We start from the raw sequence: 18,868 nt of genomic DNA, 5'->3' as shown, positions 1-18,868 counted from the left end.
TCCCGGGGCCGCGGTCAGTGGGCGGTCCAGCCGCCGTCCAGGGTCAGGGAGGTGCCGGTGATGAAGGAGGCCTGCGGGCTGCAGAGGTAGAGGACGGCCTCCGCGACCTCGTCCGGTTCGATGAGCCGCTTGAGGGCGGAGTCGGCGAGCAGCACCTCGGAGAGGACCCGCTCCGGCGGGATGCCGTGGGCGGCGGCCTGGTCGGCGATCTGCCGTTCGACGAGCGGCGTGCGGACGTAGCCGGGGCTGACGCAGTTGGAGGTGACGCCGTGCGGGGCGCCTTCGAGGGCGGCCGTCTTGGAGAGGCCCTCCAGTCCGTGTTTGGCGGCCACGTAGGCGGACTTGTACGCGGAGGCGCGCAGTCCGTGGACGGAGGAGATGTTGACGACGCGCCCCCAGCCCTGGCCGTACATGTGCGGCAGCGCACCCCTGATGAGCCGGAACGGCGCTTCGAGCATCACCGTGAGCACCGTGTGGAAGACGTCCGGCGGGAACTCCTCGATGGGGCGGACGAGCTGCAGTCCGGCGTTGTTCACGAGGATGTCGGCGCCGGCGGCGGACGCCTCGGCGGCGTCGAGGTCGGTGAGGTCGAGCAGCAGGGGTTCCAGGCCCCCCGGGAGCGCGGCGGCCTCGGCGGCCAGGGTCTCCAGGCCTTCGGCGGCCCGGTCGACCGCTCTGACCAGGGCTCCGGCGGCGGCGAGGCGCAGGGCACACGCGCGCCCGATGCCGCCGGCCGCGCCGGTGACGAGCGCGGTGCGGCCGGTGAGGTCGAGGGCGAGTCCGGCCGCGCGGGGCAGCGGCTCGGCGGGGTCGGAACCGAGGGCGGTGAGGGGTGCGCTCATGCTCCGCACCCTACGAAGGGCCCCCTCCCCCACCGATGTGCGTCGAGCCCATAGTTCAGCTGGTCGCTGTGGTGCGGAACCATGTGGGGTCGTCGGCGAGCGCCTTCTCGATCCGGAGGTAGGAGAAGCGCTTCATCTCCGGCAGGGCGCCCACCTCGAACCAGCCGACCTCGGTCGACTCGTCGTCGTTGACCCGTGCCTCGCCGCCCACGGCCCGGCAGCGGAAGGACACGTCCATGAACTGGCAGATGTCGCCGTTCGGATAGACGACGGGCTTGCGCAGGGTCTCGACGAGCAGGACCCGCTCGACCTCGCAGCGCACCGCGGTCTCCTCGTACACCTCGCGGACCGCGCAGTCGGCGGGCTGCTCACCCGGGTCGACGATGCCTCCGATGATCGCCCAGAGACCGTTGTCGGACCGCCGGCCGAGCAGCACCCGGCCCCGGTCGTCGAACACGACGGCGCTCACCCCGGGCAGGAAGAGGAGCTGGTGACCGGCGGTCTCGCGCAGGGCACGGATGAAGTCAGGGGTAGCCATGGCCCGACCCTAGATCATCTACGGCCGGAGGCCGGTGGCGCCGGCTCCGCCCGGCTCCGCCCGCCTCACTCCGCCCCGCCTCACTCCGCCCCGCCCAGCTCCGCCCGCTTCGCTCCGCCTCACTCCGCCCGGCCGCGCCGGGCCCGTACCGCGCGGGAGGCCGACCAGCCGAGACCGGCGGCGGCCAGGGCGGCGAGCAGCGCCTCGGGCAGGGTGCCCATGCGGGTCGCCGGGGTGAGCGAGGAGCGCAGCGGCACCTTCTCCACCAGGACGTCCGGGGTGAACATCTTCGTCTGGGCGACGATCTCGCCGTCGGGGCGGATGATCGCGCTGACCCCGCTGGTGACGGGCACGACCACCGACCGGCTGTGCTCGACCGCCCGCACCCGGGACATCGCGAGCTGCTGGTAGGTCATCTCGCTGCGGCCGAAGGTGGCGTTGTTGCTGGGCACGGTGATGAGCTGCGCGCCGTGGGTGACGGTGTCGCGGACGGCCCAGTCGAAGGCCGCCTCGTAGCAGGTGGCCAGGCCGACCTTGGTGCCGGCGAGGTCGAAGACGCCGACCTTCGTCCCGGCGCCGAAGTCGCGGCTCACCCGGTCGACGTTGCTGTTGAAGATCCGCACGAACGACCGCATCGGGATGTACTCGCCGAAGGGCTGGACGTGCCGCTTGTCGTACGTCGCGACCGGGCCGCGCCGCGGGTCCCACTCGATGAGGGTGTTGCGGAGCTTGCCGGTCTCGGGGGCGACGACCGCGCCGATCACGGTGGGCACGCCGATGGCCCGGACCGCGCCGTCGATGACGTCGGCCGCGTCGGCGTTCGCGTACGGGTCGATGTCGGAGGAGTTCTCCGGCCACAGGACGAAGTCGGGCTGCGGCTCGCGGCCCGCCTTCACGGCCTCGGCGAGCTCACGGGTGCGGGCGACGTGGTTGTCGAGGACGGCGCGGCGCTGGGAGTTGAAGTCGAGGCCGAGGCGGGGCACGTTGCCCTGGACCGCGGCGACGGTGGCGGTGCCGTCCTCGGCGGAGTCGTCGACGAGCGGCAGGGCGGCGAGCGCGCCGGTGACCGGCAGGAGCACGGAGAGCGCGGCGGCGGCGAGCGGGCCGCGCGGGACGGTGCCGGTGGCCCGGTAGGCGCGGACCTGCCGGTACGCCTCGTACAGGCCGAAGCCGCAGAGGGCGACGGCGAAGCCGAGCACCGGTGTGCCGCCGACGGCGGCGAGCGGCAGGAAGACGCCGTCCGCCTGCCCGAAGGCGATCTTCCCCCAGGGGAAGCCGCCGAACGGCACGCGCGCGCGTGCCCCCTCGGCGAGGATCCACACCCCGGCGGCGAAGAACGGCCACCAGGGGAGCCGGGAGACGGCCGCGATGCCGAGGCCCGCCGCGGCCACGAAGAGCGCCTCGACGGCGGCGAGCGCGAGCCACGGTCCCGGGCCCACCTCCTCGCCGGTCCAGATCAGCAGCGGGAGCATGAAGCCGAGGCCCGCCAGGTACCCGAGCCCGAATCCGGCGCGCGGGCGGCGGCCCCGCAGGGTCCAGCCGAGCAGGGCGAAGGCCGGCAGCGCGAGCCACCAGAGGGGGCGCGGCGGGAAGCTCAGGAAGAGCAGCAGCCCGGACAGCAGAGCCGCCCCGGGCCGCACGAACCGCCGCAGCCGGGAACCCGGCGTGGGTGCGGAGTCTGCTCCGGACGCGTCGACAGGGGTGATGGTGGTGCTCACCTTGCGGAGTGTACGGGTCGCCCCTGTCCGCCGGACGCCCGGTCGGCGCGTCCTCGCCATCCCCTGTCGCCCGTTCCGACCTGCGGTGGAGCCCGGTCCCGCGCCAGCGCTGCGGCCCCGGCCCTCACACCCCGGTGGGAGCGGGGGGTGTCGGCGGGGTCGGGTGGCGGAGGTGGTCGCGGATGAACCGGACCGCGGACTCGGCGTCGTCGACGGTGACGGTGAACGTGCGTCCGTCGCCGAGGCGCAGGACCAGGCCCTCACCGCGCCGGACGATGACGGCCGTGCCCTTCTCGGGGCGCCAGCGGTAGCCCCAGCCGCCCCACTGGCGCGGGGTGACGCTCGGCGCGAACTCGGCGCCGACGATGTGGGAGAGGAGGATGCGTCGGCGCGGCACGCCGATGTGGCCGCAGCGGACCTCCATGGCGCGGTCGTCGACCTTCACGGCCACGTGGACGAAGGCGAGGGTGCCGAAGAGGACGAGCAGTCCGGCCGCGACGCAGCCGATCACCGCCATGAGCAGCGCCGCGACGCCGGAGGTCCAGGGCGATTCGACGGCGAGCGTGATGCCGAGGGCCATGCAGGCGGCGCCGGCCGCGGCCGCGACCCACTGGAGGCGGTTGGTGGCGCGGCCGGTCCAGATGACGGGCGGCCGGTCGTCGGTCTGCGGGTGCCGGTGGTGCTCCCTCATACAGGGAGAGTACCCGGCTTCGCGCGTCCCAGCGTGTCGGAGCGGGGTCGCCCGCTCACCCTCAGTGAGCGGGGGCGGTCGCCGCGAGGAGGCGGCCCTCGGCGTAGGTGAGGGCGGTGCCGGGGAGCTGCCCGGGCCGGCCGCTGAGCAGGACGGCGAGGGTGCCGGTGGGGTCCGCGTCGGGTGCGGGCTCGGCTCCGACGCGGCGCAGCGCCTGTGCGGCGACGGCGTCGGCGGAGCCGTGGAAGACGAGCGGCGGCAGTCCGGCCCGGCCGCGGGCCTCCAGGGCGGCGAGGACGTGCTCCTCGACCAGTTCGTAGTGGGTGCAGCCGAGGACGACGGCGCGGACGTCGGCCGGGGTGAGCGCGGCCGCGGCGGCGACCGCCCGTGCGACGGCGTCCCGGTCGGCGTGCTCCACGGCGTCGGCGAGGCCCGGGCAGGGCACCTCGGTGACGTCGGCGCCGTCGGCGAAGTCGCGGATGAGCCCGCGCTGGTAGGCGCTGCCGGTGGTGGCCGGGGTGGCCCAGATGGCGACCTTGCCGCCGCCGGCGGCCGCGGGCTTGATCGCGGGTACGGTGCCGATGACCGGGATGTGCGGTTCGAGGGCGGCGCGCAGGGCGGGCAGCGCGTGCACCGTGGCGGTGTTGCACGCCACGATCAGCGCCTGCGGCCGGTGCTCGGCGGCGGCGAGGGCGACGGCCAGCGCGCGTTCCGTGAGGTCCTCGGGCGTGCGCGGACCCCACGGCATGCCGTCGGGGTCGTTGGAAAGGAGCAGATCCGCGTCCGGCCGGAGCCTGCGTACCGCGGCCGCCGCCGGGAGGAGGCCGATTCCGGAGTCCATGAGCGCGATCTTCACCCGGTCACCCTAGCCGATGAGCCTCACGCGCCCCTCGATCTGGGGCAGACTGCCGCGAATGACCCCCCTCGCCTGGTTCGCGACCGGCTCGCTCGCCGTCTGGGCCTGGCTGCTCCTCGGCCAGGGCTTCTTCTGGTGCACGGATCAGCGGCTCCCCGCGACGCCCGTGCGGGACGGGGGCGGCTCCCGGGAGGCCGAGGCGCCTGAGCGGTGGCCGCGGGTGGCGGTCGTGGTCCCCGCGCGGGACGAGGCCGCCGTCCTGCCGCTGAGCCTGCCGTCGCTCCTCGCCCAGGACTATCCGGGTCCGGCGGAGGTCGTACTCGTCGACGACGGGAGCACGGACGGCACGGGACGCCTCGCGGCCGAGCTGGCCGGCCGCCATGGCGGCCTTCCGCTGACGGTCGTGTCGCCGGGCGACCCGGAACCCGGCTGGACGGGCAAGCTGTGGGCGCTCGGGCACGGCATGGCACTGGCACGCGCGCGTGAACCCGCCCCGGAGTTCCTCCTGCTCACGGACGCGGACATCTCCCACGAGCCGGACAGCCTGCGGCTCCTCGTGTCCGCCGCGGTGGCCCACGATCTGGACCTGGTGTCCCAGATGGCCCGCCTCCGGGTCGTCAGCGCCTGGGAGCGCCTCGTCGTGCCGGCCTTCGTCTACTTCTTCGCCCAGCTCTACCCCTTCCGCTGGATCAACCGCCCCCGCCCCCTGGCGACCGCGGCGGCGGGCGGCTGCGTGCTCCTCAGGACCGAGACGGCGGTCGCGGCGGCCGTCCCCGCATCGATCCGCCGAGCGGTGATCGACGACGTCTCCCTGGCCCGCGCCGTGCGGCGCTCGGGCGGCCGGATCTGGCTCGGCCTCGCCGATCACGTCGACAGCGTCCGCCCCTATCCCGGACTCGGCGAGCTGTGGCGCATGGTCTCGCGCAGCGCCTACGCCCAGCTGCGGAACAACCCCCTGCTCCTGGCGGGCACGGTGGCCGGCCTCGTCGTGGTCTACCTGGTGCCGCCGGTGGCCCTCCTGGCGGGAGCGGCCTCCGGCGACGCCGTGGCGGCCTGGGCCGGCGGCGCGGCCTGGGCCGTGATGACGGGGACGTACGTCCCGATGCTCCGCTACTACCGCCAGCCCCTCCGGCTCGCCCCGCTCCTCCCCTTCACCGCTCTCCTCTACCTCCTGATGACGGTGGACTCCGCGGTGCAGCACTACCGGGGCCGGGGCGCGGCGTGGAAGGGCCGTACGTACACCGCGAACTACGTGTCCCGAAGCGGGGAGTGACGCCTCACCCCGGCGCGGAGTAGTTGCAGGAGCCCGCTATCGGCCTCAGCCGATGGTGGGCTCGTTGTCGCGTCCAGCACCCCCTCCACCGCGCGCGACACCGCCTCGCCGCCGCCCGCAGAGCGGCCCCCCGGCGGGCGCCCGCACACCCACCAAGCGCCCCCCTTGCGCCCACATCCCAACCCCACAGATTGCCTGCGCTTGCGCTTATCGCGCGTATGCAATTATTGTGAAAGCTCACTAGGAGCTCACTCAAGCAAACCAAGGAAGGGTCGGGCTCATGCCTCTCGCACTTCTCGCCCTGGCCGTCGGCGCCTTCGGCATCGGCACCACGGAATTCGTGATCATGGGGCTGCTGCCCGAGATCGCCGCCGACTACGGGGTCACCATTCCGACGGCGGGCCTGCTGGTCACCGGTTACGCGCTCGGCGTGGTCATCGGGGCGCCGGTGCTGACGGTGCTCGGCAACAAGGTCAGCCGGAAGCGGATGCTCATGGTGCTGATGGGCCTGTTCGTGCTCGGCAACGTGGTCTCCGCGCTCGCCCCGTCCTTCGGGATGATGCTGGTCGGCCGGGTGGTGGCGTCGCTCGCGCACGGCGCGTTCTTCGGCATCGGCTCCGTCGTCGCCGCCGGGCTCGTCGCACCGGACAAGAAGGCCGGTGCCATCGCCACGATGTTCACCGGACTGACGATCGCCAACATCGTGGGCGTGCCGCTGGGCACCTTCATCGGACAGGCGGTCGGCTGGCGCACGACCTTCGCGATCGTCGCCGCGCTCGGTGTGGTCGGCCTGTTCGGCATCGCCCGGCTCGTGCCGGCCATGCCGCGCCCCGAAGGCGCCCGGCTGCGCGGGGAGCTGACCGCGTTCCGCAACCCGCAGGTGCTGCTGGCGATGGCGATGACCGTGCTCGGCTTCGGCGGCGTCTTCGCCGCGATCACCTACATCGCACCGATGATGACCGAGGTCACCGGATACTCCGACGGCGCCGTCACCTGGCTGCTGGTCCTGTTCGGCGTCGGCATGTTCCTCGGGAACCTGCTGGGCGGCCGGTACGCCGACCGGGCGCTGATGCCCCTGCTGTACGCCACGCTCGGCGGGCTGGCTGTCGTCCTCGCCCTGTTCCCGGTGTTCGCGCACAGCAAGGTCCTCGCGGCGCTCGCCATCCTGCTGGTCGGGGCGCTCGGTTTCGCCACCGTGCCGCCGCTGCAGAAGCGCGTGCTCGACCAGGCGCACGGCGCCCCGACGCTGGCCTCCGCCGTCAACATCGGCGCCTTCAACCTGGGCAACGCGCTGGCCGCCTGGCTGGGCGGGCTCGTCATCGCCGCCGGCTTCGGCTACACGTCCCCGAACTGGGTCGGCGCGGTCCTCGCCGCCGCCGCTCTGGGCCTCGCGTTCCTGTCCGCGGCCCTGGAGCGCCGTACACCCGCGGCCGACTCAGCCGACGCGGCCGCCGACCCGGCCGATGCCTCCGTCCGAACCCCCGTACTCCACTGACTTCCCGTCCCCCTGACTCCCCCCCTCCCCCACACGACCCGCACCTCACTCCCAGGAGAAGCGCCATGAGCACGACCACCCTGACCCCGCTGACCACCGCCGACGCCGAGACGCTGATCTCCGCGGCGCGGGGCGCCGCCGAGGCGGCCGGTGTGACGGTGAGCGTCACCGTCCTCGACGCCGGCGGGCACCTGCTGGCCTTCCGCCGTGACGACCGGGCGGTCCTGATCTCGGGCGAGACCAGCACCCGCAAGGCGTACACCGCCCTCCAGCTGAACGCCCCGACGGCCGACCTGGTCGACCTCGTCAAGCCCGAGGGCCCGTTCCACACACTGTCCACCGCGCTCGACCGGCCGCTGCTCTTCATCGCCGGCGGCGTCCCCGTCCACCGCGACGGCCGCCTCGTCGGCGCCGTCGGGGTCGGCGGCGGCGCCCCCGAGCAGGACCACTCCTTCGCCCGTACCGCACTCGAAGAGCTGTCCCGATAACCCGCACCACGGGCTCCGTTCCGGGCAGACCGCCCGGGACGGGGCCCGCCCCCGCCCATAAGCGAGGGCAAACCGGAGAGGGCGATCGGGCACTCTGGAATGGGAGTTGGGGCAGAAGACGGGGCGGGGTCGCACGGCGGCGCAGCGGATTGGCTCTTTTCCGAGCGGGCATTCGCCCGGATCAAACTCGGTTTTCTGTTACTTCCGGGAGAAGGCGCCGTGAAGCGTGCCGTGTGCAGGTTGTGGATGTCGTCGCGAGAAGCGGTGAACGCCGGAACGACGGTCCTGCGGCCCCGCTACCGGGGGCCCGAAGCCCCGGTTCCCGCGAATGCGCGGCAGGTGTCGCCCTTTGTAGCTCGTCCGTCACTTCTTGTTGACCGGGGGACCCCCTGGAAACCCCGATGTTAACGGGTTCTTTAACGAGGTTTTGGCAGGTCAGGCGGACAAAACCAACGTAAATCGGATGAGCGCAAGAAGGGGGCTCCCCAACCGGCACATCGTGGGCTTAACTTATGTGCCATGACCTCCCCCCGCTCCACCTATGGAGGCGGTTACTACACCGCGCCGTCCTTCCCGGACACCCCCATCTACGACTCCCTGGTCGCGGAGCGGGGCACTCCTCAGATCGCCCCGATCCGAGTGCCCGCCGCCTACGACACCGGCAGCAGCTTCTCCGGAAGCGGCTCGTACCTGCCGGCGCTCCCCTCGGCACTGCCCGCCCTCCCGGCGGCTCCCAGCCCGCACCCCGCGCCCGCGTACGGCGGCGGCTACGGCTACCCCCAGCCCGCGCCGCAGATGGCCCCCGTGCCCCTGCAGCACGCGCCGACCCCGTACATCCCGAACCAGCCGGTGGCCCCGCGCGGCTACCAGAACGGCTCGTACCCGCAGCCGGCCCGCCCGGCCCCCGCGGGATACGAGGCGATGCGCCCGGCGGCCCCCCGGCCCGCGCCGGTCCCGTCGCCCGCGCCCTATGACGACCCGTACAACCGTCCTTACCAGGGCGGGGGTTACTGAGCGGCTCCCGCCACCGGTCGACGTCGGGGCCGGGGCGGCTGGCAGGATGACGGTATGCCGACTCCTGTTCTCCGCTCCGTTCACGTCCACCCGGTGAAGGCCATGCGCGCGCTGGCGCCCACGGAGGCCGAGGTGCAGCCCTGGGGGCTGGCCGGGGACCGCCGCTGGGCCGTCGTCGACGGCACGGGCAAGGTCGTGACCCAGCGCCGTCACCCCCGGATGGCGCTGGCCACCGCCGAGCTGCTGCCGGACGGCTCGCTCGGCCTGTCCGCGCCCGGCCACCCTCCGCTGACGGTCGGGGTACCGCACCCCTCGGGCACGGTCACGGTGGAGATCTTCGACCAGTACGTGGAGGCGGTTCCGGCCGGCGCCGAGGCCGCCGCGTGGCTGTCGGCGTACCTGGAGTGCGAGGCCACCCTCGTGCACATGGACGCGCCCGAGCACCGGCGCCCGGTCGACCCGGCGTACGCGCTGCCCGGCGAGACGGTGAGCTTCGCGGACGGGTATCCGCTGCTGGTCGCCGCCACGTCCTCGCTCGACGCGCTGAACTCCCTGATCGCGCAGGGGGACCACGCCCACGAGGGCCCGCTGCCGATGAACCGGTTCCGGCCGAACCTGGTGATCGAGGGGACCGCGCCCTGGGCGGAGGACGGCTGGACCAGGCTCGCCGTCGGAGAGGTCACCTTCCGGGTCGCCAGGCCGTGCGGCCGCTGTGTCGTCACCACGACGAACCAGCTCACCGCCGAGCGGGGCAAGGAACCGCTGTGGACGCTCGCCCGGCACCGCAAGAACGACGGCCGGGTGATCTTCGGGCAGAACCTCGTCCCCGAGCACACCGGCACGATCCGGGTCGGCGACGCCGTGAAGATCATCGACTGACCGGAGCGGACCCTGTCGGGGCCGGTCGGAGGCGCCCGCCGTGCGCCGCTTCGGCTCCGGAGCCCGCTCGCACTTCTCCGCTCCGACGGGCGGGGAACCCGGCCCCGGGGCACACTCGTTGGAGTAGCGCCGACCGACGAGGGGGTTCCGACGTGCGCGCAGCCACCGGAGTCTGGCGCTGGCGGCGCAACCCCCTGCGCCGCACCACGGATCTCGTCGAGGCGTGGCTGGCCTTCACTGCCGCCGCGCTGCTCTGCGTCGTGGTGCCGCTGGCCGGCTGGGCCGCGGGCTCCTCGGCGAACGGCTCGCTCCAGCGCGCGGTCCGCACGCAGCAGGAGCAGCGCGTGGTCACGACGGCCCGGGTGGTGCGGGCGGCCGACGGGCCCGCGACGGGACCGCGCACGGCCGACGCCGTCGGGGAGGACCGGCTGCGCCGCTCGGTGGTGGCCCGCTGGACGGCTCCGGACGGCTCGGCGCGCACCGGCACGGTGACGACGGCCCGGCGGCACTCCGCGCCCGGCGACACCTTCCCGCTGTGGACGGACCGCGGCGGGCACCAGGTCGCGCCGCCCCTGCGGGCGGACGCGGCCCGGGCCCACGCGGTGGTCGCCGGTGTGACGGCCGCGCTCCTCGCCGGCCTCCTGGTGGAGGCCGTCCGGCGCCTCGCGGTGCGCCGCCTGGTGCTCGCCCGGTACGCCCGCCTCGACCGCGCGTGGGCGGCGGCCGGTCCCGACTGGGGCCGTACGGGCACCGGAAGCTGAGTGCCCGGCACACGGTGGACCCCCGGTCACGCGGGGTGCCGAACGGTTTCCGAACGGGCCGACCGAGCCCGATCGTCCCGGACCGCTGCCGACCGGGCCCGACCACCTCGGACCGGCCCCGCGACCCGTCGGCCCCGCGCCGCCGCGCGCGCTACGGTGGGGCATCGGATCAGCGGCGAGGCATGAGGCGGGGGCAGGACACACCCATGGCACAGGGCACGGTCCAGGTGACGCACACCGGCACATCGCGGTGGCGGCGCCGCACGGGTGAGTACCCCTCCCTCGCCGCCGCCCTGGAGGCCGCGGGCGACGGGGACGTCCTCACGGTCGCGCCCGGCACGTACCGGGAGAACCTGGTGGTGCGGCGGGCCGTCACGCTGCGCGGCCCCGAGGGCGGGGTCGGGTCGGTGCGCATCGCGCCGCCGGACGGGGTGGCGTTGACCCTGCGGGCCTCCGTGACGGTGCAGGACCTGCACATCGAGGGGCAGGACGCGGCGGCGCCCGCGCTGCTGATCGAGGACGGCACGCCCGAACTCGTCGACCTGCGGATCATGACCCGGTCCGCCGCCGGGATCGAGGTGCGCGGCGCCGCCCGGCCGACGGCCCGCCGCTGCACGATCGACAACCCGGCCGGCGTCGGCATCGCCGTACTCGACGGCGCGGGCGGCGTGTTCGAGGAGTGCGAGGTGGTGTCCGCCGGGCAGGCGGGCGTCTCGGTGCGGGGCGGCGCCCATCCGCGCCTGGAGCGCTGCCGGATCCATCACGCCTCGGGCGCCGGGATCGCCGTCACCGGCGAGGGCAGCGGCCTGGAGGGCGTCGGCTGCGAGGTGTACGAGATCAAGGGCGCGGGCCTCCAGATCGCGTCCCGCGCCGTGGCCCACCTCACCGACTCCTCGGTGCACCGCACGACGGGTGACGGCATCACGCTCGACACGGACGCGGTGCTCACGCTCTCGGACTGCGACATCCACGATGTCCCGGAGAACGCGGTGGACCTGCGCTCGCGCTCGGTCCTGACGCTGACCCGGTCGACCGTCCGCCGCTTCGGCCGCAACGGCCTGTCGGTGTGGGATCCGGGGACGCGGGTGGACGCCAACCAGTGCGAGATCCACGACAGTACGGGCGACTACCCGGCGGTGTGGGTGAGCGACGGGGCGACCGCGGTCCTCGACGCCTGCCGGGTGCACGACGTGCCGGACGCGCTGTTCGTCCTCGACCGGGGCTCGCGGGTGGACGTCGTCGACAGCGACCTGTCGCAGGTGCGGAACACGGCGGTGTCGGTGAGCGACGGGGCGACGGCCCAGCTCGACGACTGCCGGATCCGGGAGGCGTCCACGGGTGCCTGGTTCCGGGACCACGGCAGCGGCGGCACCCTCGCGGGCTGCACGATCGACTCCGTGCAGACCGGGGTCATCGTCACCAAGGGCGCCGACCCGACCATCGACCGGTGCACGGTCACCTCGCCCGCCGAGGCCGGTTTCTACGTGTCGGCCGAAGGACGCGGCTCCTTCCACGGCTGCCGGGTGACGGGCAGCGGGGGGTACGGCTTCCACGTCACGGACGGCTGCCGGACCATCCTGCGCAAGTGCCGTACGGAGCGGTGCGCGCGCGGCGGTTACGAGTTCCCCGAGGAGGGGGCGAGCGCGGAGGACTGCACCAGCGACGAGAGCGCGGTCCGTTCCTCCGTACCGGACGGCGGGACGGTCCTGACGGCCGCGCAGTCGCCGGGGCTGCTCGGGACCGTGCCCGTGCCCCGCGACCGGCCGGCCGCTCCTGCGCCGGTGCCGGAGCCCGCGCCCGAGTCCCGCTCCTCGCAGGACGTGCTCGGGGAGCTGGACGCCCTGGTGGGTCTGGAGAGCGTCAAGCTGGAGGTGCGGACCCTCACCAACATGATCGAGGTGGGACGCAGGCGCCAGGAGGCGGGGCTCAAGGCGGCCTCGGTCCGGCGTCATCTGGTCTTCACCGGCAACCCGGGCACGGGCAAGACGACGGTGGCCCGGCTGTACGGCGAGATCCTCGCCTCGCTCGGTGTCCTGGAGCGCGGGCACCTGGTGGAGGTCTCCCGGGTGGATCTGGTCGGCGAGCACATCGGCTCGACCGCGATCCGTACGCAGGAGGCCTTCGACCGGGCGCGCGGTGGCGTGCTGTTCGTCGACGAGGCGTACGCGCTGTCGCCGGAGGACTCGGGGCGGGACTTCGGCCGCGAGGCGATCGACACCCTGGTGAAGCTGATGGAGGACCACCGGGACGCGGTGGTGGTCATCGTCGCCGGGTACACGGCGGAGATGGAGCGCTTCCTGACCGTCAACCCCGGTGTGGCGAGCCGTTTCTCACGGACCATCACCTTCGGCGACTACGACCCGGACGAGCTCCTGCGGATCGTGCGGCAGCAGGCGGACGAGCACGAGTACCGGCTCGCCGAGGGCACGGACGAGGCGCTGGTCGTGTACTTCACGAAGCTGCCCAAGGGGCCGGCGTTCGGCAACGGCCGTACGGCGCGGCAGACGTTCGAGTCGATGGTGGAGCGGCACGCGGGCCGGGTCGCCGCGCTCGCCGACGCCAGCACGGACGACCTGACGCTGCTCTACCCCGACGACCTGCCCGAACTCCCCTGACCCGTCGGCTCGTTCGGCTCGTTCGCGGCGCGCTGGTGGGGCAGTGCCGGTGGCAGCCGGTCGAGGAGGGCCGAGCGGCGTTCGGCGAACGCCGGGTCTGCCTGGTAGTCGGAGTGCCCCAGGATCGGCTCGGGCAGGGGGTGCCTGCGGGTGCGGCCGTAGGCGACCGGGTCGAGCAGGACCGGTGCGTCGACGGCCGGGCGGCCGTCCTCCGCGGGCACCCGCACGGGTCCGCCGATGGGGTCGGTGGCACGGTGGAGGTTGCTCCAGCAGTGGACCGTGCGGTGCAGCGCGCGCAGCGCCTCGGGGCCGAAGTAGGCGGGGAACCAGCGTCCGTAGAGCCGCTCCAGGGGTGACCCGTAGGTGAGCAGCGCGACCCGGCCGCGGGTCGCGGGCGGCAGTTGCCAGACGGCTGCGGCGGCGAGGACGCTGCCCTGCGAATGGCCGGAGATCACCAGCCGGCCGCCGGTGGCCCCGGTCCAGGAGCTCATCCGCCAGGTGAGGTCGGGGACGGCGCGTTCGGCGTAGCAGGGCGGCGCGAAGGGGTGGGCCGCGCGGGGCCAGAAGGTACCGACGTCCCAGAGGATGCCGATCGTGCGCCGGGCGGAGGCGTCCCGGTAGGCGCGTCGGCCCCAGGTGACGAAGAGCAGGAAGCCGAAGCCGATCATCCAGGAACCGAGCGCCTGGGCCACCGAGGCGAGGGAGGCGACGGCGGGGTGGGCGCCGTCGAAGGCCCGGCCGGGGACGTTGCCGCTGGCCCAGGCGCCGGCCACGGAGGCGGCCCCGAGGAGCAGTGCGGCGCCCGACAGGACGCCGACGAGGACCGGGGCGGAGTCGGTGAGCCCCGCGCGGGCCCGGACCGAGGCGATCCGGCCGGTGCGGACCGGGTCGCGCTCGGCGGCGGCGTCGTAGTCGTCCTCGACCGCCCGGCGGAGCCGCCGCGCGGTGAGCGCGGTCCGTACGACGAGGAGCGCGGCGGGCGCCAGGAGCAGCAGCAGGAGCACCGGGATGACGGACGCCTGCCAGCTGAGGAGCACGGGCGGACCGATCCGGGGCCCCTGGCCCATGCCGGGCGTGGCCGGGCCGTCGAGCCAGTCGGCGACGCGCTGGGCCACTCCGCCGGACATGACGCCGGCGAGGGCGCAGGCGAGCATGGCGACGGCGGGGCCGCCGAGGCCGCGCAGGGCGGTCCGCGGGTCCCGGCGGGGCCGCTGGAGGAGCAGGGCGACGACGCCGAGGGCGACGACCAGGCCGCCCTGGACGAGCGTGAGGCCACCGAAGACGGCGTCGCCGGGGAGGGTTCCCGAGGAGGTCCAGCCGGGGCGGGACCAGCCGGTGTGCAGGGCGGTGAGCGCGAGCAGGGTGAAGGAGGCGCCGGGCAGCCAGGAGACGAGGGCGTGTTCGACGCGCAGGTCGAGCCGGCTCTCGCTGCGGCCGCGGCGGCAGACGACCCAGACGACGAGCAAGGACAGCACGGCGACGGCGGCCTGGAGGGCCGAGCCGAGGGCCGCCCGCACTCCCGGTTCCCCCGCGTCGTGGCGGGCGGTGGCGGTGGCGAGGGCGGCGGTGACGGTGAGGAAGCCGGCAGCGGTGTGGGCGGCCCTGAGCCGGGCGACGAGCCGGCGGCCGTACCAGAAGCCGGGGCGCCCGAGGGCGGGCCTGAGTTCGACCGGTACCGGATCGTCCCCGCCGCCGCCCTCGCCGCTGTCGGCTGTCTCGGTGTCCGCCCGCGGCTCGGGCACGGGGGCGTCGTAGCCGGCGGGCGGGCGCTGGGCCTCGTAGGCGCTCCAGGTCCGGTTGGACAGGTACCAGAGGAGGCCGACGAGGGCGACCGGCACCAGGGCCGCGAGGACGAGGCGGCGGCCCGGCACGGACCACCAGCCGCCGCGCCCGACGGAGAGGAAGCCCAGCCAGGAGTACCTGTCGGAGCACCCGGCGGTGCCCGCGCACTGCCATGCCGTCAGGTCCAGCGCGACCTCGCAGGCCGCCGCGGTGAGGAGCACGGTGAGGGTGAGGGCGACGAGCCTGACGAGGACGCCGTAGAGCCGGACGAGTCCGGGGCGGTTCCGGGCCGGCGGGCGCATCCAGTGCGCCAGGTTCGCGACCATGAAGGGCAGGAGCAGCAGCCACAGGGCGCGGGCGCCGTCGCCGGAGGTGAGGTTGCACCAGACGTACGCCTCCGGGACCGGGCGGGCCGCGTACCGCTCGGGATGGTCCTCGGCGTCGAGGTCGTCGCCGCGCCGGAACACGGCGGCGGTCCGGTCCCCGGTGATCCTTACGGTCCTGGGGTCGTCGAGCATGTCCTGGGGGGTGGCTCCGCCGACTCCGTGGACGAGGAGTTCGAGCGCCGCGCCCCCGCTCTCCGGGGCGGGTGTGGCAGGGGACACTGAGGCGACTTCCTCTCGGAGTGGGAAGATGCGACGTCGGCACCAGGATCGCGGACGGTCGTGCGCCTGCGCACCGTTCCTCACCGAATCCGACACCCATCCCCTTGTCTTCTGCGGAAGGACCGGCCCCGGCGGTGACTGACAACCAGAACCTCCTCGCGGAGCAGCGGCGCGCCCTGATCCTCGACGAGGTCCGGCGGCGCGGCGGTGTCCGGGTCAACGAGCTGACCCGACGGCTGAACGTCTCGGACATGACGATCCGTCGCGACCTGGACGCGCTGGCGCGGCAGGGCATGGTGGCGAAGGTGCACGGCGGGGCCGTTCCGGTGGTCGAGGCGAGCACCCACGAACCGGGTTTCGCGGCCAAGTCGGTGCTCGAACCGAGCGCCAAGGACGAGATCGCGCGGACGGCGGCGGCCCTGGTCGCCCCGGGCACGGCCATCGCGCTGTCCGGGGGCACGACCACCTTCGCCCTGGCCCGGCACCTGCTCGACGTGCCCGATCTGACGGTGGTGACCAACTCGGTGCGGGTCGCGGACGTGTTCCACGAGGCGCAGTCGGCGGGCACGGGGGGCGAGTCGCGGCGCGGGGCGGCGACGGTGGTCCTGACGGGCGGTGTGCGCACGCCGTCCGACGCGCTGGTGGGTCCGGTGGCGGACCGGGCGATCCGGTCGCTCCACTTCGACCTCCTCTTCCTGGGGGTGCACGGCGTGTCGGTGGAGGCCGGCCTGTCGACGCCCAATCTGGCGGAGGCGGAGACGAACCGCTGCCTTATGCGCTCGGCGCGCCGGGTGGTGCTCGTCGCCGACCACACCAAGTGGGGGACGGTCGGGCTGAGTTCGTTCGGCGACCTCGGCGAGGTGGACACCTGGGTGACGGACCGCGGCCTTCCCGACGGCGTACGGGCCGAGGTGGCGGAGCACCTGCCGGGCGTCCTGGTGGCGGGCGAGGAGCAGGCGTGAGCCCCGTCCTTCGCGAGGTGGCGACGTGACGCTCTTCCGGATCGAGCGTTCCGTGCCGCTCGATCCGGCGGAGGCGTGGCGGCGGCTGACGGACTGGCCCGCGCACGGGCGCCAGGTGCCGCTGACCCGGACGACCGTGCTGACACCGGGCCCGAACGGCCCGGGGACGCGGTTCACCGCCCGGACGGGCGTCGGCCGGCTCTGCTTCGACGACCCGATGGAGGTCGTGCGCTGGGAGCCGCCGGCCGCGGGCCGTCCCGGCGCGTGCCGGCTGGCGAAGTCCGGCCGTGTCGTGCTGGGTTGGGCGCTCGTCGAGGTGGCGGACGCGCCGGGCGGCGGCTGCCGGGTGGTGTGGACGGAGGACTTGGCGGTGCGGGGGGTGCCGCGCGCCTTCGATCCGGTACTGCGGGCGGCGGGCCGGTTCCTGTTCGGCCGCGCGCTGGACGGGCTGCTGCGGCAGGGGTGACGCTCCCGGAGGTGCCCCGCCGTCCGGCGGCGGGACACCTCCGGGGAGTGAGGCGTGGAGCACAGGGACGACCCCTGTGCTCCTCCGGGGAGTGAGGCATGGAGCACAGGGACGACCCCTGTGCCGTTGACGGGGCGTCAGCTAGGGTGCGTGTTCCGCTCCCGTCCCCCGGAGGGTCCATGGCACGCCGACTGAGGCCGGTGGAGCTCGACTTCACCGCTTCTGCGCCCGTCCGCCTGGTGTTCACGGCGACGCTCGCCGCACCTCCCCCGGTCGTCTACCGGTCGGTGGCCGTGGAGGTGGGGAGCCTGCCCGCCTGGTTCACCGCGGTGACGTCCGCCGTACCGACGGGCGACGGCGCGGGGCGGACGGTCAGACTGCGGGGCGGGATAGCGTTCGAGGAGACGATCCTGGCCTCCGAGCCCGACGTCCGCTACGCGTACCGGGTGGACGAGACGAACGCCCCCGGGGTGACGGCCATGGCGGAGGAGTGGTCCCTCTCCCCCGCCGGGAAGGGCACCCGGCTCCGCTGGACCATGGCGGCCGACGGCCCGGCCCCGCTGCGCCTCGCGCTGCGGGTCGCCGCGCCCGGCGTGGGGCTGTCGTTCCGGGACGCGGCGCGCCGGCTCGACCGGCGGCTCACTCCGGCCAGGCCCCCGTCTCCAGGAAGCGCTCGATAGCGGCGGTGTACGGGGCGATGTCGAGGCCCTGGGCGGCCAGCCAGTCGTCGGAGTAGTACTTGTCGAGGTAGCGCTCGCCGCCGTCGCAGATCAGGGTGACGACGCTGCCGGTGCGTTCCCGCTCGACCATCTCGGCCACGATCTTGAGGGCACTCCACAGGCCGGTGCCCGTGGAGCCGCCCGCCTTGCGGCCGATCGCGGACTCCAGGGCGCGGACGGCGGCGACGCTCGCCGCGTCGGGCACCTTCATCATGCGGTCGACGGCGCCGGGTACGAAGCTGGGTTCCATGCGGGGGCGGCCGATCCCCTCGATGCGGGAGCCGCAGTCGGCGGTGGCGTCCGGGTCGTGGTGCGTCCAGCCGTCGAAGAAGCAGGAGTTCTCGGGGTCGGCGACGCAGATCCGGGTGTCGTGCTGCATGTAGTGGACGTAGCGGGCGATGGTCGCCGAGGTGCCGCCGGTGCCGGCGGTGGCCACGATCCAGGCGGGCTCCGGGTAGCGCTCCAGTCTCAGCTGCTGGTACATCGATTCGGCGATGTTGTTGTTGCCGCGCCAGTCGGTGGCCCGCTCCGCGTAGGTGAACTGGTCCATGTAGTGGCCGCCGGTGCGCTCGGCGAGGGCCGCGGCCTCCTCGTACATCGTGCGCGAGTCGTCGACGAAGTGGCACCGGCCGCCGTGGAACTCGATGAGCCGACACTTCTCCGGGCTGGTCGTGCGGGGCATGACCGCGATGAAGGGGACGCCGATGAGCTTCGCGAAGTACGCCTCGGAGACGGCGGTCGAGCCGCTGGACGCCTCGATGACGGGCTTGCCTGGCCGGACCCAGCCGTTGCAGAGGCCGTAGAGGAAGAGGGAGCGGGCGAGCCGGTGCTTGAGGCTGCCGGTGGGGTGGGTGGACTCGTCCTTGAGGTAGAGGTCGATCCCCCACTTCTCGGGGAGCGGGAAGCGCAGCAGGTGGGTGTCGGCGGAGCGGTTGGCGTCGGCCTGGACCTTGCGGACGGCCTCCTTGAGCCAGGTCCGGTACGCCGGGTCGCTGCGGTCGACGTCGACGGTCGCCGCCGCGCCGGTGACGCCGCTGCCCGCGCTGTTCTGCGTGGTGCTCATCCGTGGTTCTCCTCGGTCGCGTCCAGGTGGTGCCCCACTGCCGACGATACCGCTCCCACCTGGGCAAACGTTCCCTTTGGGGATCCATAGGGATGCCTTGC

17 protein-coding genes are annotated in these 18,868 nt (G+C 74.2%); 10 read left to right on the top strand and 7 right to left on the bottom strand.

Annotation, left to right across the window (positions count from 1 at the left end; genetic code table 11):
• Nucleotides 1-14: 14 nt before the first annotated feature.
• The 5 genes from MRBLMG1_RS04025 to MRBLMG1_RS04005 form a co-directional block, all read right to left on the bottom strand.
• On the bottom strand, nt 15-842 hold the full coding sequence (locus tag MRBLMG1_RS04025) for a 3-hydroxybutyrate dehydrogenase (RefSeq protein ID WP_367820769.1): 828 nt from the start codon (nt 840-842) through the stop codon (nt 15-17).
• Between the two features lie 55 nt (nt 843-897).
• Entirely contained in the window at nt 898-1,380 is a 483-nt protein-coding gene (locus MRBLMG1_RS04020) for an NUDIX hydrolase (protein WP_367820767.1), read from the bottom strand.
• A gap of 119 nt (nt 1,381-1,499) precedes the next feature.
• Entirely contained in the window at nt 1,500-3,098 is a 1,599-nt protein-coding gene (gene lnt / locus MRBLMG1_RS04015) for an apolipoprotein N-acyltransferase (protein WP_367820766.1), read from the bottom strand.
• Nucleotides 3,099-3,222: 124 nt separating this feature from the next.
• Entirely contained in the window at nt 3,223-3,789 is a 567-nt protein-coding gene (locus MRBLMG1_RS04010; protein WP_367820764.1) for a hypothetical protein, read from the bottom strand.
• A 61-nt stretch (nt 3,790-3,850) separates the two neighbouring features.
• The gene (locus tag MRBLMG1_RS04005; protein ID WP_367820762.1) at nt 3,851-4,645 is read right to left on the bottom strand and encodes a glutamate racemase; all 795 of its coding nucleotides are present in this window, start codon (nt 4,643-4,645) and stop codon (nt 3,851-3,853) included.
• Between the two features lie 58 nt (nt 4,646-4,703).
• On the opposite strand from MRBLMG1_RS04005, the gene MRBLMG1_RS04000 reads away from it, so the two are divergent.
• From MRBLMG1_RS04000 to MRBLMG1_RS03970, 7 genes are all read left to right on the top strand, one after another.
• On the top strand, nt 4,704-5,918 hold the full coding sequence (locus MRBLMG1_RS04000; protein WP_367820761.1) for a glycosyltransferase: 1,215 nt from the start codon (nt 4,704-4,706) through the stop codon (nt 5,916-5,918).
• 280 nt (nt 5,919-6,198) lie between these two features.
• Nucleotides 6,199-7,413, top strand: a complete 1,215-nt coding sequence (locus tag MRBLMG1_RS03995; protein WP_367820759.1) for an MFS transporter — start codon at nt 6,199-6,201, stop codon at nt 7,411-7,413.
• Nucleotides 7,414-7,478: 65 nt separating this feature from the next.
• Entirely contained in the window at nt 7,479-7,901 is a 423-nt protein-coding gene (locus MRBLMG1_RS03990; RefSeq protein ID WP_367820758.1) for a GlcG/HbpS family heme-binding protein, read from the top strand.
• Between the two features lie 519 nt (nt 7,902-8,420).
• Nucleotides 8,421-8,915, top strand: coding sequence for a DUF6643 family protein (locus tag MRBLMG1_RS03985; RefSeq protein ID WP_367820757.1), 495 nt, complete (start codon nt 8,421-8,423; stop codon nt 8,913-8,915).
• A gap of 54 nt (nt 8,916-8,969) precedes the next feature.
• The gene (locus MRBLMG1_RS03980; protein WP_367820755.1) at nt 8,970-9,794 is read left to right on the top strand and encodes an MOSC domain-containing protein; all 825 of its coding nucleotides are present in this window, start codon (nt 8,970-8,972) and stop codon (nt 9,792-9,794) included.
• Between the two features lie 152 nt (nt 9,795-9,946).
• Nucleotides 9,947-10,555 (top strand): hypothetical protein, encoded by a 609-nt coding sequence (locus tag MRBLMG1_RS03975; RefSeq protein ID WP_367820753.1) that lies wholly within the window; start codon nt 9,947-9,949, stop codon nt 10,553-10,555.
• A gap of 206 nt (nt 10,556-10,761) precedes the next feature.
• Nucleotides 10,762-13,170 (top strand): right-handed parallel beta-helix repeat-containing protein, encoded by a 2,409-nt coding sequence (locus tag MRBLMG1_RS03970; RefSeq protein WP_367820751.1) that lies wholly within the window; start codon nt 10,762-10,764, stop codon nt 13,168-13,170.
• Here MRBLMG1_RS03970 and MRBLMG1_RS03965 read toward each other — a convergent pair.
• Nucleotides 13,140-15,557, bottom strand: coding sequence for a hypothetical protein (locus MRBLMG1_RS03965; protein WP_367820749.1), 2,418 nt, complete (start codon nt 15,555-15,557; stop codon nt 13,140-13,142). The genes MRBLMG1_RS03970 and MRBLMG1_RS03965 overlap by 31 nt on opposite strands.
• Before the next feature lie 134 nt (nt 15,558-15,691).
• Between MRBLMG1_RS03965 and MRBLMG1_RS03960 the strand changes: the two genes are divergently transcribed.
• The 3 genes from MRBLMG1_RS03960 (at nt 15,692) to MRBLMG1_RS03950 (ending at nt 17,665) form a co-directional block, all read left to right on the top strand.
• Nucleotides 15,692-16,519 carry a DeoR/GlpR family DNA-binding transcription regulator gene (locus tag MRBLMG1_RS03960; protein ID WP_367820747.1) on the top strand — a complete coding sequence of 276 codons (828 nt, stop codon included), beginning with the start codon at nt 15,692-15,694 and terminating at the stop codon, nt 16,517-16,519.
• A 25-nt stretch (nt 16,520-16,544) separates the two neighbouring features.
• On the top strand, nt 16,545-16,985 hold the full coding sequence (locus MRBLMG1_RS03955) for an SRPBCC family protein (RefSeq protein ID WP_367820746.1): 441 nt from the start codon (nt 16,545-16,547) through the stop codon (nt 16,983-16,985).
• 179 nt (nt 16,986-17,164) lie between these two features.
• On the top strand, nt 17,165-17,665 hold the full coding sequence (locus MRBLMG1_RS03950) for an SRPBCC family protein (RefSeq protein WP_367820744.1): 501 nt from the start codon (nt 17,165-17,167) through the stop codon (nt 17,663-17,665).
• On the opposite strand, the gene MRBLMG1_RS03945 is transcribed toward MRBLMG1_RS03950, so the two are convergent.
• Complete coding sequence (locus MRBLMG1_RS03945) at nt 17,625-18,767, bottom strand: PLP-dependent cysteine synthase family protein (RefSeq protein WP_367820743.1); 1,143 nt, start codon at nt 18,765-18,767, stop codon at nt 17,625-17,627. The genes MRBLMG1_RS03950 and MRBLMG1_RS03945 overlap by 41 nt on opposite strands.
• Between the last annotated feature and the right edge of the window lie 101 nt (nt 18,768-18,868).

This window comes from Streptomyces sp. LMG1-1-1.1 (assembly GCF_040815545.1).
Classification (GTDB): Bacteria; Actinomycetota; Actinomycetes; order Streptomycetales; family Streptomycetaceae; genus Streptomyces.
This window is presented reverse-complemented; position numbering and strand designations above follow the sequence as displayed.